The sequence below is a fragment of the Chryseotalea sanaruensis genome (assembly GCF_003990915.1).
Classification (GTDB): Bacteria; Bacteroidota; Bacteroidia; order Cytophagales; family Cyclobacteriaceae; genus Chryseotalea; species Chryseotalea sanaruensis.
In genome coordinates this window covers 1,047,126-1,061,867 of the sequence record NZ_BHXQ01000001.1, presented here as the reverse complement: position 1 = coordinate 1,061,867, position 14,742 = coordinate 1,047,126, and the positions used below count along the sequence as shown (strand labels likewise).

The following is a 14,742-nucleotide window of genomic DNA, read 5'->3' as shown; positions in this document are numbered from 1 at the left end:
AATACTTTGTAGCAATTTGCACGAGAAATTTTTATGCTCATGCGAAAGATAAAAACACTTCATAAAGCACGTTACACACCTATTGCAGACTTAGTAACGTATAACGTACTTCCTTCACCTTCTTTACCACAAATAGATCCTTTTCTGTTTTTAAATCACCATGGACCACAGGTTTATAAACCTAATAATAATGGTTTGCCCTTCGGTCCGCACCCACACCGGGGTATGGAAACAGTTACTTTTATAATTGAGGGGGACATCATGCACCAGGATTCTGCCGGACATGAAAGTGTAATAGAAGCAGGAGGTGTGCAATGGATGACCGCGGGGCGAGGTTTAATTCATGCAGAAGTATCATCAACGAAGTTTAAAAAAGAAGGCGGTCCGTTGGAGATATTGCAGTTGTGGTTAAACCTCCCGGCCAAACATAAGATGACTGCTCCTCAATATACAGGTCTGCAAAAAAACGAGATACCGATGGTACAACTTGCGGATGGGGTAGAGGCACAGTGTATTGCAGGTGGGTGGCAGCAACAGAAGCCTGCTTTTGAAACAATAAGTGATGTTACTATTGCTACATTGTATTTGAAAAAGGGTAGTTCGTTATCCCTTAAGGTAGCAGCTGAAAGAAATATATTTTTCTATATGATTCGCGGTGAGGTTATGGTTAATGAGATAAAAGCGAGTATGCTACACCTAGTGGAGTTTACCAATCAGGGTGAAGATTTAGTGATAGAAACATTAAGCGACTCAATTATTTTATTTGGACACGCAGTTCCGTTTAATGAACCCATGGTGGCACACGGCCCATTTGTAATGAACACCATGGAGGAAATTCAACAAGCCTACGCTGATTATCAGGCGGGGAAGTTTGGAAACTGATGTGCTGATGTGCTAATTCGTTGATGCGGTGATTGATTTGGAAATTTGGAGATTTGAGAATTTGAAAATGAGTAACACGTCATTCTGTCTAATGATCGTCTCCACAAGGACGATGAATCATAACTTCTAACTTCTAACTTTGAAATCCCTTTACTCAAACGTTATCTCCACCCTTCTATTCAATGCTCGCCCTGCATCAGTATCATTACCTGCCACAGGCTGCGCACTACCAAAACCTTCGGTAATTAGTGAGGTAGCTGCTATACCCTTCGATTTCAAATACGCAGCAACCGATATAGCCCTGTTTTGCGACAGTGTGATATTAAATGACTTGTTGCCAATGTTATCTGTATGTCCTGTTACTTTTGCTTTCAAGGAAGGATTGGCCTTCATAGCGGCTACGACTTTATCAAGCTCTGCATTTGAACTTGTTTTCAGACTAGCTTTTCCAAAATCGAAAAGAATATTACGCAAAACTAGTGCTTTACCTTTTACAACATTGTTTGCGTTAAAATACTCCACCTTTCTGTTCTCACGTCTGTAAAAAAAGTTCTGGCTGAATGTAGGTAAACCCAAGGTAGAAAGTCTTCCCTTCAATTCCACTGCTTGTTGATTGAACCCACAACCAATACCCTGCTGATTTGGATTTTCAATTACACCCAGGTAAGGGGTTTTATACACCGTGAAATAAATTTTACCATCAATCGCTACTTGTAAAGCACCAACCCAAACAGAAGGATTTGTTTTACCGATCATTATACCGCTGGCACGAATGGCTTCTTCAGATCCTGCCTGTAAATTATATTGATAAATTTCACCTTTACCGGCTGCCGATACATAAAGCAAAGAACCATCAGGTGAAAACTCTATACCATATACGTATGATCCATTGGGCAATGACATACTAATCGGTTTTGATACTTTCCCGCTTTCATTATCGAAATCGAATACTTCAATTACATTACTTTCTTCAAGTGCTAAAGCCAGGTTGGTGCCATCAGGATTTACTTTCATATAGCCTTGTGTATTTAGGGTAGTGCCCTGGTGAATAGACCCTGCGTTGGATAGCACAGGTGTTGTATCAAGACCTTGAGCCGTTATTTTAAAAGCAACAAATGCATCGTTGTTCCATTCGTGTAGTAATATCCAATAGTCTTTACCATTGCGATGAAGTGTAGAGGTCAGCTTCTCTGTAACCGGATTTCGTAGCTTAATATTTTTTTGATTTGTTATGATATCACCTCGACCGCTATCCAATTGCATATCAACCATTGAATAGCGAAACCCAGCTGAGTCAGCAATAGCAGGAACGGTGAATAAATAGAATAGATTAGCATTACCGGGATGTTGAATCACCACCCCCGATGAAGTGCTGGAAGGAGAGCCCACCAGACCATTTCCATTCGGCATCAATTGATGTTGTTTATTCCAAACTGAAACACCATTAGTATAAAACTGAAGTTTGCCATTAACATCGCTGATGGTAACGCAGCCTTCTTCTGTATTCAATTGCCCGTCTGTAATGGCTACAGGTTTTCCAGATGAAAAATCGACACCAGCATTTTGCCCGAAGTACCAGATGCCTGCAGGGCTCTGAGCATGACTATAAAAACAAAGTAGAAGTAGAACAGAAATAAGAAGGCCTTTCATAACATAGATTAGGGTTTTAAATTAGTTCAATGTTCAGTTTCGGGCTAATCCATACTCATCTATTTAAGTAAAATACCGTCTACTGGGTATGCCTTACTACCATGAACAGGCACTTTTTTATTCGTTTCCAATCATCGTCTCCGCAGGGACGATGATTTATTAAAAGCGTTGATGGTTATTCTGATTAAAGGTTCTCAATCTTATCCCTGGTCTGTGTCCTCACAGACCGGTTGAGTAAAGATTCATAGACTTGAGTAGGCACGTTTTTATTCTTTTCCAATCATCGTCTCCACAGGGACGATGATTTTATTAGGAGATGTTGTGAGTTGTGATGAAACAATCCTTATCCCTGGTCTGTGTCCTCACAGACCAGTTGAGTAAAGATTCTCAGACCTGAGTGGGCACTTTTTTATTCCAATCATCGTCTCCGCAGGGACGATGATTTATTGAAAGCGTTGATGGTAATTTTTATTATTAAAGGTTCTCCGATTAAAGAACAGGCACTTTTTTTATAAGCTTGCTGTTATTAAATTCATAATCACGGCTATTAGGTCTGCTCAATCAAATGAATAGAAACACTTTTTTAAAACTGGCAGCCGTAGTTGGCTTTGCAGGTATACGTATGAAAGCACAAGCCCTAACAACACTCGAACAATCGCTGGTAAGCAGTGAGCAAATGCCACTTTTATTTTTGGGTCATGGCAGTCCTATGAATGCCATTGAAGAAAATGAATTTGTAGAAGGTTTTCGTTCAGTCAGCAAAAGCATTCCCAGACCACAAGCCATACTCGTGGTTTCTGCTCATTGGGAAACAAAGGGTACGTTGGTTACCGCCATGGAAAAGCCAAGAACCATTCATGACTTTGGTGGATTTCCTAAAGCTTTATATGAAGTGCAATATCCTGCGCCCGGTAGTCCCTCACTCGCTGCAGAAACAAAAGCCTTGATACAAAGCACCGAAGTGGAGTTTGATCATAAGTGGGGACTGGATCATGGCGCCTGGAGTGTGGTGAAACATTTGTACCCGAATGCAGATGTGCCTGTAGTGCAAATGAGTTTAGATTATACCAAAGGTCCACAGTATCATTACGAATTGGCAAAAGAGTTATCGGCCCTTCGCAAAAAAGGAGTGCTGATTATTGGTAGCGGTAACATGGTGCATAACCTGCGCATGGTTGCCTGGGATAAATTCAACGTAGATAATTATGCTTACGACTGGGCACAAGAGGCTCGGACTAAAATGAGTGAATACATATTAGATGGTAATCACAAACCATTGATTAACTATGCAGCGCAGGGTAAAGCATTTGAGTTGGCCATTCCTTCACCAGATCATTACCTGCCATTGTTATATGTGCTTGGTTTAAAAGAAGAGAAAGAAGAAATCTCCTTATTCAACGACAAGGCACAGGCAGGCTCTCTTACGATGACTTCGGTAAAAATTGCTTAAGAGCAATTTTAAATTTCAAATTTTTAATGTAAAATTAAAGCATTGAATATCAATGCTTTAGTAAAATAACTGCAATTGCGAATAATATTGTGTAACTATATTAACTGCAATTACGAATAATACATTGTTTATGAAGAAAACAAAACTTGGCGAGTTTGAAGAACTTGTATTGCTGGCCGTAGCTGCTTTACAACAGGAGGCCTATGGGGTGGAGATTAAGCGCGAGCTTGAAACCAGACTGAAAGAGAAACTCAGCGTTGGTTCTATACAATCTGCATTAAAACGTATGGAAGAGAAAGGTTTCCTTACCTCTGAATTTGGAGAGGCCACACAAAAAAGAGGAGGGAAGCGTAAGCGTATTTATTACACTACTTCCTATGCACGCAAAGTACTGGAAGAAATGAAAGAAATCAGGGCAGGGTTGTGGGAGTCAATTCCATCACTGGCACATGAACTCCGCATGATATGAGTGGATATGCTGACATACATCCACCTGAATGGCCCTTAAAATTTCTACGGTTTTTTCTGAACCCAAAATACCTGGAGGAAATTGAAGGCGATCTGGAAGAAATATTTCAGGAAAATATTGAAAGATATTCCCCTGGTAAAGCAAGACGATTGTATGCCTATGAAACACTTAAACTCATCAGGCCGAATCTTCTAAAAAAATTTATGCAACCGGCCAACTTTAACCACTACCCTATGTATAAAAATTATATAAAAATTGCCTGGAGAAATTTGCTGAAAAAGAAGGCTTACTCTTTCATAAACATATCAGGGCTTGGGCTCGGTATTGCATCATGCTTTTTGATTTTTCTGTTTGTACAACATGAGTTGTCATATGATAATTACCATGAGAATGGTGAAAGAATTTACCGCATTACCCATGGCTCAAGATCAACCGGAGATGCAGCAAAAGATGCCAAAGCAAATCCGTTTTGGGTTTGGGGCAATGCACCAGTTGGTCCTGCACTAAAAGATTACTTTCCTGAAATTGACAAGATTGTTCAGTTTTCAGGAAGGTCAGACATATTGCTTACTCATGGTGACAAGACTTATCAGGAAGATGGTGTTTTCTTTATGGATTCCACTGCCTTTGATGTATTCAATTGGAAGTTTATAACAGGTGATGCCAGAACAGCGCTTGCAGCTCCTTATAGTATTGTGTTGACCCAATCGGCTGCTAAAAAATATTTTGGAGACGAGGAAGCTTATGGAAAGATTCTTAAAGGAAGCGAGTCTTCAGGAAGATCTGCTGCCGGTGATTATGTGGTAACAGGGGTGATAGAAGATATTCCGAACAACTCTCATTTTCATTTCAACGTATTGATCTCCCTGAATACTTTCAGGAAATCACGACCGGAAATTTTCGAAAACTGGGGTTACGTTGATTTCTACACTTACTTTTTAGGGAATGAACAATTCAATGAAAGATCCTTTCAGCAGAAAATACCTGATTTCATCACAAAGAACATAGGAGATTCAGATTCGAAGTATACCATTGCCCTTGAGTCGCTCAAAGATGTTTACCTGAGAACCAATGCACACAGACAGCCGGGCGAAACAGGAAGTCTTTCAAACATCTATATATTCTCAATCATTGGACTTTTCATTTTGATCATCGCCATGATCAACTTTATGAATCTTTCTACAGCGCGGTCTATGGAGAGAGCCAAAGAAGTAGGCATCAGAAAATCTATTGGTGCTGCACAGGGCAGTTTGGTTCTCCAGTTTCTGGGTGAATCCATACTTATTGTTTTTTTAGCCATGCTATTGGCTGCAGGTGTAGTGGTTGTTGCATTACCTTTTATGAGTGGACTAACAGGTAAAGAATTTACACTCACACCACTTTTAACCTGGCAAGCGCCTCTTCTTGCATTTGCATTAATTATTATCATAGGCATACTGGCAGGTTTTTACCCCGCCTTTGTATTATCCGGATTTAAACCTGTGGCTGTTCTAAAAGGAATTATGCACAACAGTGGTGGTGGAGGATACCTGAGACGCGCATTAGTCGTTTTTCAATTTAGTCTCTCCATTGCATTGATTACAGGAACCATCATTGTTTATACGCAAATGGATCATTTGCAGAATAGAGACTTAGGTTTTGACAAAGAGCAAATGCTGATTGTCGATTACAATTATGATGAAATAGTTAATTATTATTCTGAATCTTTAAAAAATACACTGGAGGCTAGTCAGGCCATTTCATCTGTAGCATTTTCAAGAAGTGTACCAGGTAGTTACTTTCCAAATGCAGGTACTACCATCGAAAATGCAGATGGCGAAATGAAAATGATGGTGCAACCCATTTTTCAGGTTGGGATTGATTTCGTTAATCATTTTAACCTGGAATTGGTAGCCGGCAGGTCCTATTCAAGATTGTATCCCTCTGATTCAACCAGTGCACTTGTACTGAATGAAGCGGCTGCAAAACAATATGGCTACACCAATCCTGCTGACATTGTGGGTAAGAAATTTGATCAATGGGGAAGGAAAGGAGAAGTGATAGGCGTGGTGAAAGACTTCAATTACATTTCGCTTCACAGAAATATAGAGCCTCTTACACTTCCATTCGATCCCTATTCCAGTCGTTACATGTCGGTTAAGATTAATCCTGAAAACATGGATAAAACAATTAAAGAGGTAAACGAAGTATGGAGTAAGCTTGTACCCCATAGACCCTTTTTGTATAGTTTCCTGGATAACGACTTTAATCAGCAATACAAAAGCGACCTGATGTTTAAGCAACTCTTTACTGTGTTTGCCTGCCTGGCCATATTTATTGCCTGTCTCGGTTTATTAGGTCTGGCCACTTACACTGCAGAATTGCGCACCAAAGAAATAGGCATTCGTAAAGTACTCGGTGCAGATATGCGCACAATTATCTTATTGCTCTCCAGCGATTTTATCAAACTGGTGTTGATAGCAATTATTATTGCCATCCCTGTTTCCTGGTATGTAATGAAAGAATGGTTAGCCGGCTTTGCTTACCGCATGGAGATGCAAGCCTGGATTTTTGTAGTGGCGGGATTAATAGCTGTTTTGATAGCCGGATTTACCATAAGTTTTCAGTCAATTAAATCGGCCGTGATGAATCCTGTTTCTTCATTGAGAAATGAGTGAGTTAATTATATAAGTATAAGCTTATGAAGAAAACAAAACTTGGCGAGTTTGAAGAACTTGTACTGTTGGCTGTTGCGGCCTTACAACAGGAGGCCTATGGGGTGGAGATCAAGCGCGAGCTAGAATCCAGACTGAAAGAAAAGCTAAGTGTTGGCTCTATACAATCTGCCTTAAAACGGATGGAAGAAAAGGGCTTTCTTACTTCTGAGTTTGGTGAGGCCACACAAAAAAGAGGAGGGAAGCGTAAGCGTATTTACGCAACAACTTCTTACGCACACAAAGTATTGAAAGAGATGAAAGATATCAGAGCCGGGTTATGGGAAGCCATGCCGGTGCTGGCACACGAACTGAAGTTGATATGAACGAGCCGAAGGATATTGTGCCACCAAGACTTCCGTTGCGACTCTTGCGCTTTTTTATTAAAGAAGAATACCTCGAAGAGATAGAAGGTGACATGGAAGAAGTCTTTTATGACAACCTGCAACAATATTCACCAAGTAAAACAAAACGAATGTACTGGGCAGAAATGTTCAAACTACTCAGACTATCCCTGCTTAGAAATACCACCTTCCTTCAAAAAATAAACCACTACCCCATGTTCAAAAATTATTTTAAGGTTTCTATAAGAGGTTTGATGAAAAACCCATTGACCTCATCTATCAACCTTGTTGGTCTTTCAATCGCTATTGGGTTTTCCATTTTTGTCTACGCTTTTGCTAACTGGACTTACAGCACAGATCAGTTTCATGAACATAAAAATAATGTCTACCTCGCCACCTTTTTCGCTAACCGTGATGGTAAAGAGCAGCAATTTGGTGGCTCGCCCAGACCTTTAGGCGAAATGTTGAGAAACGATTTTACGCAGATCAAAAAAGTCTGCCGCGTAGAAGATCATCATGGTATTGTTAAGCAGGAGGATCAGGTATTTCACGAACGCATCCGGTTTACCGATCCTGAGTTTTTGGACATGTTTACTTTTCCTTTAAAATGGGGATTGTCTTCTACCTTAAAAGATCCGAACAGCATTATCTTAAGTGAAGACATGGCACTGAAATACTTTGGAGATGAAAATCCTATTGGTCAGGTTATGCTTTTGAAATTTGATAATAATGTTAGTAAAGAGTTTAAGGTTAGCGGAGTCGCGGCAGCATTTCCAAAGTCTATTACCATCAACTTTAATTTTCTTATCAATTACGAAAATTTGTTAAGCGCTGAAACTAATTACGATCTGCATGACTGGAGTGCCCTGGTCAATGCAACTTTTATACAGGTAGAAAATCCTCTGGATATATTAGCTATTCAACAACGGATGGATAAGTACCGTAGCATTCAAAACAAAGCAGTAGAAGAAGAGTGGGCAATTTCATCTTTTGGTTTTGAACCGCTGGCCACTTTGCATGAGCAGTCTGAATACATACGCGATGATATTTCACGAAGCAGTAAAAGCAACTACTCATCGGTAAGGTACATGATGGTGATTGGTACGTTTATGTTAGCGCTGGCGTGTTTTAATTTTATCAACATTGCCATAGTATCAGCAGCCAGACGCTTAAAAGAGATTGGTGTGCGAAAATCTATTGGTGCCAATAGACTTGCCGTTATTATTCAGTTTTTGTCAGAAAATGTAGTGATGACTTTCTTTGCATTGCTCTTCGGCCTTGTGCTTGCCTATACCTTCTTTATTCCCGGTTTCGAGTTTTTATGGGACTTTAATATGGATTTCAGTTTCGCAGATAAAAACTTATGGATTTACCTGCCAATCATTGTGTTGTTCACAGCGATTGCCTCCGGTGCTTATCCCGCTTTTTACATTTCAAAATTTCAGGCCGTTGGTATTCTTAAGGGATCGGTCAGATTTGGCCAGAAGAATATGCTCACTAAAATGTTTTTGGCTTTGCAATTGATATTGGCTTGTGTTTTTATAACAGGAGCAGTCATGTTTACGCAGAATAGCCGTTACATGGCCGAAAGAGGATGGGGCTATAACCAGTTTCAAACCATGTATGCGACAGTTCCTAATGCAGCTGCATTTGAACAATTGCAGACTAAGATGGCAGAACAGCCAGATGTGGTTGGTATTTCTGGTGCAGTGCATCACTTAGGTAAAAATCAAGTTACACGCGTTCTACATTTCCCCGACCGCGATTATGAAGCTAATCAGTTAAGGGTAGATGCCCGTTATTTTGAGACCATGGGTTTAACCTTAAAAGAGGGTAGGGGTTTTAAGGATTTTGAAGGCAGCGATAAACAAGCTGTAGTCGTGAATGAATTTTTTATAAAAAATGCAGGCTGGACAAATCCCATCGGTCAACAATTCACAATGGATACGTTGCAGTATGAAGTAGTGGGTGTGCTGGCAGATTTTCATAGTTATAGTTTCGCCAGAGAAATACAACCCACATTTTTTACAGTGGCTAATAAAGAGGATTACCGTTTCCTGTCTTTAAAAGTAAGCTCAGGCACAGAACAAAAAGTGTATAGTGCTATGCAAGCCCATTGGGCAACATTATTTCCAGAAGTACCCTTTGAAGGAGGCTATCAGGAAGATGTATGGGGAAATTATTATGGCGAAATTGCTATACATGGTGTGGTGTGGCGTGTAATAGCCATCTTAGCTATAACCCTGGCGAGTTTAGGTTTGTATGGATTGGTAAAACTGAATGTAACAGGTCGCTTAAAAGAGTTCAGTATCCGCAAGGTATTGGGTGCAGAGTTAAAACACATTGCAGTAATTATTTATCGCCAGTATACAGTGTTATTTATTTTGGCACTGGCCGTTGGGGCACCGATCAGTTATACTTTAATCAAACTGATTTTTACTACTTCTTACGAGTACCACATGCCTGTTGATTTTACAGGAACAACCATTGCGGTAACTATATTAATTGTAGTACTGCTACTCACCATATCAACCCAAATTAGAAAAGTGTTGAGAGCAAATGCGGTGGAGGGATTAAAGACGGAGTAGGTAATTTACTGCGATTATGTAGATGTAGTACCAAATAAAAAAACCTTCCCATTTTCATGAGAAGGTTTTTGTTATTCTGTCGGGGCGGCAGGATTCGAACCTGCGGCCCCCTGGTCCCAAACCAGGTGCGCTACCGGACTGCGCTACGCCCCGAACAATTTCTTAAGGGCTGCAAAAGTAGAATTATTAATCAATAATAAAACTACTCAACCATTTTATTTTAGTGATCCGACAGGGAGTCGAACCCCGAACCGCCACCTTAGAAGGGTGATGCTCTATCCAGTTGAGCTATCGGACCATTTTTCTTTAAGCGGAGAGGGGGGGATTCGAACCCCCGGTACAGTTTGACCCGTACGACAGTTTAGCAAACTGTTGGTTTCAGCCACTCACCCACCTCTCCTTAAAGTTCTTTTTAGGACTTCTTCCCAAAAAAAGAGTTGCAAATATAAGCGATGGGTTTGATTTCTCAACCTATCTTTTCGAAGATACTCCAAAATTTATACCTAAACGTAAATCAATTAACTCGGCCACCTCTGCATGGGCTTTTAAGGAAAAACCCGCACGAATATTTTTAGTAGCTGCATATAAGAGCGTATAGCGCTGAAATACAGGTATATCATTACCATATTGCTTGAATAAATAGACACCCAACAACTGAGAAAACTCAACACGGCCAATCGTGAGCAAGTGTCCGCCTGTTACCGAAATAATCACTGGACTGTCATCAAATCTTTCAAATACTTTTCCTGTTATGGGCAAAGAGCCATCATGAGAGAGTTCGGTTCCCACCATCCAACTACTCAAATGATTGAATTGTCTGGATAAGGCCATACTCAAACCGATCATTTGCTTGCGTGGCGCATCTGCATCCCAATCGCGCACCAATCGTGACGCAGTAAACAAGTGCGCATGGTAGCGTAAACTTTTATGGTAGATATCCTTTTTTGCCCGGTCAACTAAATCTACATCGTTAATAAGATATTTAAACCCCATCGAAACCGTAGGGTAGTTCATACCCAGATTAGGCACACGCATACCACCATTAGAAATGTGGTTGAAGTTAGCACCTGCACTTACTTGCCATGATGAGGTAATTGAATAATTAGCATGAAATCCTACTCGTATTAAGCCACTTACCGGACTACTGTAAAATCGATTGTCAGGATTATCGGTAAAGTCATACACCTTGTTCAGGTAAGTTATTCCAGCTGAAGCCCGAAGCGAAAAATTTATTTTTTTATTTAAAGTCAGTTGCGGCTCCGTATACATCATATAATAAAAGCCTTCACCCAGAATATTCTTTTTATCAAAATGTGTGTAGCCAACTAGTATACCATTCTCCGTATAGCGATTGGCTTTTTCAAAACCTTTTCTGGAAGCATCTCGCCAACTAAAACCAAGCTCAATGGTGGTAGGATGTGCACCCCTGGCCGTTTTTCTTAAGGTGTCGCGATGCGGAAGAATTGAACCCTTGTGTGCATTAAATTCGAAAGTATAACGAAGGCTATCCTGCCCAAAACAATGTGATGAGAAGCTAAGCCTGATTACGAGGAGGAGGCAGCAAAAGAAGAATGTTTTTCTAATCAAAATAGTACGAATAGAGGATTAAGAAGAAACAGTTTCCATGGTTGTAAAATTAGTATCAAATTTTAAGTAATGATAGCCTTTCTTTACGTAGAATCCGTGTGACCGATGTTTACTGCGCGTTGGAGCGGTCTGACGGATATTCTTACTGGTTGAAATTTTTGCTATTCAAAATTAGTTTGATCAAACCAGATTAACATTTTAGTTATTAATTCCAATTCATCTTATCTGTTCCTTTCTGTGAAATCTGTGGCAACAAGATTTTAAATCAAATCAGTAATACAAATTCTTCCTTTTATCTTGTTTAAGTATTGAGCCGCTCAGTGCAGCAAAACCTCCCACGAAACCACCAACCACTGCGGTAAGCGCAAATAGTAATGGTTTGCTAATCGATAAAATGCCAGCCACTCTATCAGCTAGTGGCGCAGCGCCACCCAAATCAATCCAGAAAGCATAAGCACCCCATAACAACGCAACACCTAAGAACCCGGCTAAAAAGTTTTGTGACGATTTTAAAAGATAACCGGCAGCAAAAGCAACTATAGCAATACTCCACCAGGGTAAAAAAAGCTGAATCACGAATGATCCTATTACGATGAATAAAAATTGCATTAAGAATTTCATTTCTTTGATGGATTAAGGTGGAGGTGATTTAATGACGTAGCTTCTTCTTTACTGCGAAGAAAAGCAAGTGGATAATATCTGGCACTAGTCCAGTGGCTTACAAACTGATCGTAGTACTTGCTACCAGGATTACCCGATTGTCCTCCGGGGTAAGTAGCCCAGGCTTTTACACCTTCTTTTTCCATAGAGGTAATCATTCTCCATGAAGGACCATGCGTACGTGAGTGCGCGTTGACAATATCATGATTTCCACCATGTTTAATTTTAATGCTGAGGGCATCAATGCGAAGCAAATGACCTATATAAGAATCTTTGAATTCTGCCCAAGGAACGGTAGTTGAGTTCTTACTCTTTTTCCATGCTTCAATATCAGCCACACCTTTTCTGAATGCTGCTTGCAGTAATGCTTTAGCATTTTCCTTCTCAGGTGTTTCTTGTCTGTCGAACCAAGCAAGTTCAGGTTGTTCTTTTAAAAGTTTAATGGTGTGGTAAGTGGTAGGTCGGGAGAGCGATACATTTTCTTTACGGAATTCATCCCAGGTCATCGGCATCAAAGCGTCCCACCACGCTTCGTAATAGGAAGCACCCTCACTATCAACGTTGTTGAAGTAATCCCAGCTTTTCAGTTTATCTAGCGCCACTTTTTCAGCCTCCGTGAGGTTGGCTAGATCAGCAACTTGTTCAAGAAAATAGGGGAGACTCTCTGCAGCTTTTAGATTATAATTATCGTTCTGCAAATTCATCAGATCTTCGGGTTTGGCATTGCTAAGCGCGCTTAACACCTGGTTAATGCGTCTGTTTCGATAAGCTTCAAAATTAGAAGCCGTGATGTAGTAGGGATAGGTTGCATCTGCCGGATACTGATTAGCTGAGCTGACAAAGCCACGCTCCGGATTTTTATACATTACGTTCTGTTCGTTGGGAATGAAGGCCTGCCATCCATTGGAGGTTTTACGGCCATCTAATACAAACTTGCCTTCATCTTTTCTTCTTACAGGAAACTTACCCTGCACACGCATGGCTACATCACCACCTGTAGAGGCGAAAGCAAAATTCTGAGCAGGGCCACTGTAATGATTTAGTGCTTCCATGTAATCCTGATGATTATTGGCTCGGTTAAGTTTATAAAAGGTCAGCGATTCATTCGATTCATCATGGGCAATCCATCGGAAAGCGTGGTGCTTTAGGTTGTCTTCAGCATGATAGGTATCATCGTAGGTAACGGGTCCCCAATGTGTATACACAACATTATCAATAAAAGCATTCTGTCCGCGCACATTAAAACGCTCTTCCACAATGTTGCTTTTCACCCAGTTGCTGTCGAGCAGGTACTCACTTTTAGTACTATCTCTAAATTCAATGCTATACCAGTCAACCAAATCACGTTGTGCATTAGTAACTGCCCAGGATACTGAATCGTTAAAACCAATAATAACATGGGGAGCACCAGGCAATGAAACCCCCATTACATTTATACCAGGTGCATGCAGTTGTATGGCATACCAGATGGAAGGTAAACTTAAATTTAAGTGAGGATCACTGCTTAGCATAGGGGCACCGTTGGCCGTTTTGCTTCCACTCACCGCCCAGTTATTGCTACCAGTGGTTGGGTCTGAGGGCGGTAGTTTTCCTGATAACTTAATTAATTCATTAGGCAGGGCAGAGGGTACACTTTCAAGTGTGACTGGATTGAAATTCCATTGGCCAGTGTTATCAACAATGGGATCACCTACATTTTCCATATCAGGAAAAAGTAAATCAACAGTTTCCTTGCCAAAGAGTTTTAAGGTATTGGTCATTTCAATATCCTTATCACCCATATTAAGTGTTTGCGCCATGCTGCGAAGTAGTAAGGCACATTTTAATTTCGTCCATTGCTCTGGTGCATAATCCAGCAGCTTGTATTCGAAAGGAAGGTCTTTGTAACTAAGTGATTGAATATATTGATTAATACCTTCGGTATATTTTTCGACAGCTAATTTCGAGTTAGCATCTTTTTCCATGGCTTCCAATGCATGCTGTGCTCCATAAACCATCCCCAGTCTGCGCTGACCACGGTCGTAATTCAGCACCGCATTGTCTTTACCGGCACCAATTATTTCCGAAATACGTCCTGCTGCTGCATGTGTCTGAAATTCCATTTGCCACAACCTGTGTTTGGCCGTAACAAAGCCTTGTGCCAGGTACAAGTCAGCTTCGTTGTTAGTAAAAATGTGCGGGATTAAAAGACTATCCACATAAATAGAGACTTCTTCATCAAGTCCGCTAATATTTAGTTCAGCACTGAGAGTCTGATCTTTAGCTTCAATATTTTGCCAGAAACCCTCAAAAGGACTTAAGAATTTACCAAGAGGAGGGATGCGCGTGCCACCAAGGGGCCAACTTGAGTTAAGTGCAAAAATCAAGGCCAAAGTGAGTACCAAAGAGACCAAAAACCAGATAATCTTCATGCTAAGCA

Annotated in this window: 10 protein-coding genes and 3 tRNA genes; 6 read left to right on the top strand and 7 right to left on the bottom strand. The window is 40.6% G+C overall.

Annotation, left to right across the window (positions count from 1 at the left end; translation table 11 throughout):
• Positions 1-39: 39 nt before the first annotated feature.
• The gene (locus SanaruYs_RS04310; RefSeq protein ID WP_127121252.1) at positions 40-882 is read left to right on the top strand and encodes a pirin family protein; all 843 of its coding nucleotides are present in this window, start codon (positions 40-42) and stop codon (positions 880-882) included.
• A gap of 150 nt (positions 883-1,032) precedes the next feature.
• Here the strand turns inward: SanaruYs_RS04310 and SanaruYs_RS04305 are convergent, their stop codons facing one another.
• A complete protein-coding gene (locus SanaruYs_RS04305) occupies positions 1,033-2,532 on the bottom strand; it encodes an OmpA family protein (protein WP_127121251.1) in 1,500 nt (499 codons plus the stop codon).
• Positions 2,533-3,154: 622 nt separating this feature from the next.
• Here SanaruYs_RS04305 and ygiD point away from each other — a divergent pair.
• From ygiD to SanaruYs_RS04280, 5 genes are all read left to right on the top strand, one after another.
• Complete coding sequence (gene ygiD / locus SanaruYs_RS04300) at positions 3,155-3,982, top strand: 4,5-DOPA-extradiol-dioxygenase (protein WP_246011840.1); 828 nt, start codon at positions 3,155-3,157, stop codon at positions 3,980-3,982.
• A 130-nt stretch (positions 3,983-4,112) separates the two neighbouring features.
• Positions 4,113-4,451 carry a PadR family transcriptional regulator gene (locus SanaruYs_RS04295; protein WP_127121249.1) on the top strand — a complete coding sequence of 113 codons (339 nt, stop codon included), beginning with the start codon at positions 4,113-4,115 and terminating at the stop codon, positions 4,449-4,451.
• On the top strand, positions 4,448-7,108 hold the full coding sequence (locus SanaruYs_RS04290; protein WP_218022357.1) for an ABC transporter permease: 2,661 nt from the start codon (positions 4,448-4,450) through the stop codon (positions 7,106-7,108). The genes SanaruYs_RS04295 and SanaruYs_RS04290 overlap by 4 nt, the downstream gene beginning before the upstream one ends.
• Before the next feature lie 23 nt (positions 7,109-7,131).
• Positions 7,132-7,470 (top strand): PadR family transcriptional regulator, encoded by a 339-nt coding sequence (locus tag SanaruYs_RS04285; protein ID WP_127121248.1) that lies wholly within the window; start codon positions 7,132-7,134, stop codon positions 7,468-7,470.
• Positions 7,425-10,076, top strand: a complete 2,652-nt coding sequence (locus SanaruYs_RS04280) for an ABC transporter permease (RefSeq protein ID WP_127121247.1) — start codon at positions 7,425-7,427, stop codon at positions 10,074-10,076. The genes SanaruYs_RS04285 and SanaruYs_RS04280 overlap by 46 nt, the downstream gene beginning before the upstream one ends.
• Positions 10,077-10,155: 79 nt before the next feature.
• Here SanaruYs_RS04280 and SanaruYs_RS04275 read toward each other — a convergent pair.
• From SanaruYs_RS04275 to SanaruYs_RS04250, 6 genes are all read right to left on the bottom strand, one after another.
• A tRNA-Pro gene (locus SanaruYs_RS04275) sits at positions 10,156-10,229 on the bottom strand.
• Positions 10,230-10,300: 71 nt separating this feature from the next.
• Positions 10,301-10,374: transfer RNA gene (locus SanaruYs_RS04270), tRNA-Arg, on the bottom strand.
• Between the two features lie 13 nt (positions 10,375-10,387).
• A tRNA-Ser gene (locus tag SanaruYs_RS04265) sits at positions 10,388-10,476 on the bottom strand.
• A 71-nt stretch (positions 10,477-10,547) separates the two neighbouring features.
• The gene (locus tag SanaruYs_RS04260) at positions 10,548-11,663 is read right to left on the bottom strand and encodes an acyloxyacyl hydrolase (protein WP_127121246.1); all 1,116 of its coding nucleotides are present in this window, start codon (positions 11,661-11,663) and stop codon (positions 10,548-10,550) included.
• Between the two features lie 270 nt (positions 11,664-11,933).
• On the bottom strand, positions 11,934-12,284 hold the full coding sequence (locus SanaruYs_RS04255; protein ID WP_127121245.1) for a hypothetical protein: 351 nt from the start codon (positions 12,282-12,284) through the stop codon (positions 11,934-11,936).
• The gene (locus SanaruYs_RS04250; RefSeq protein WP_127121244.1) at positions 12,281-14,734 is read right to left on the bottom strand and encodes a penicillin acylase family protein; all 2,454 of its coding nucleotides are present in this window, start codon (positions 14,732-14,734) and stop codon (positions 12,281-12,283) included. The genes SanaruYs_RS04255 and SanaruYs_RS04250 overlap by 4 nt, the downstream gene beginning before the upstream one ends.
• Positions 14,735-14,742 lie beyond the last annotated feature (8 nt).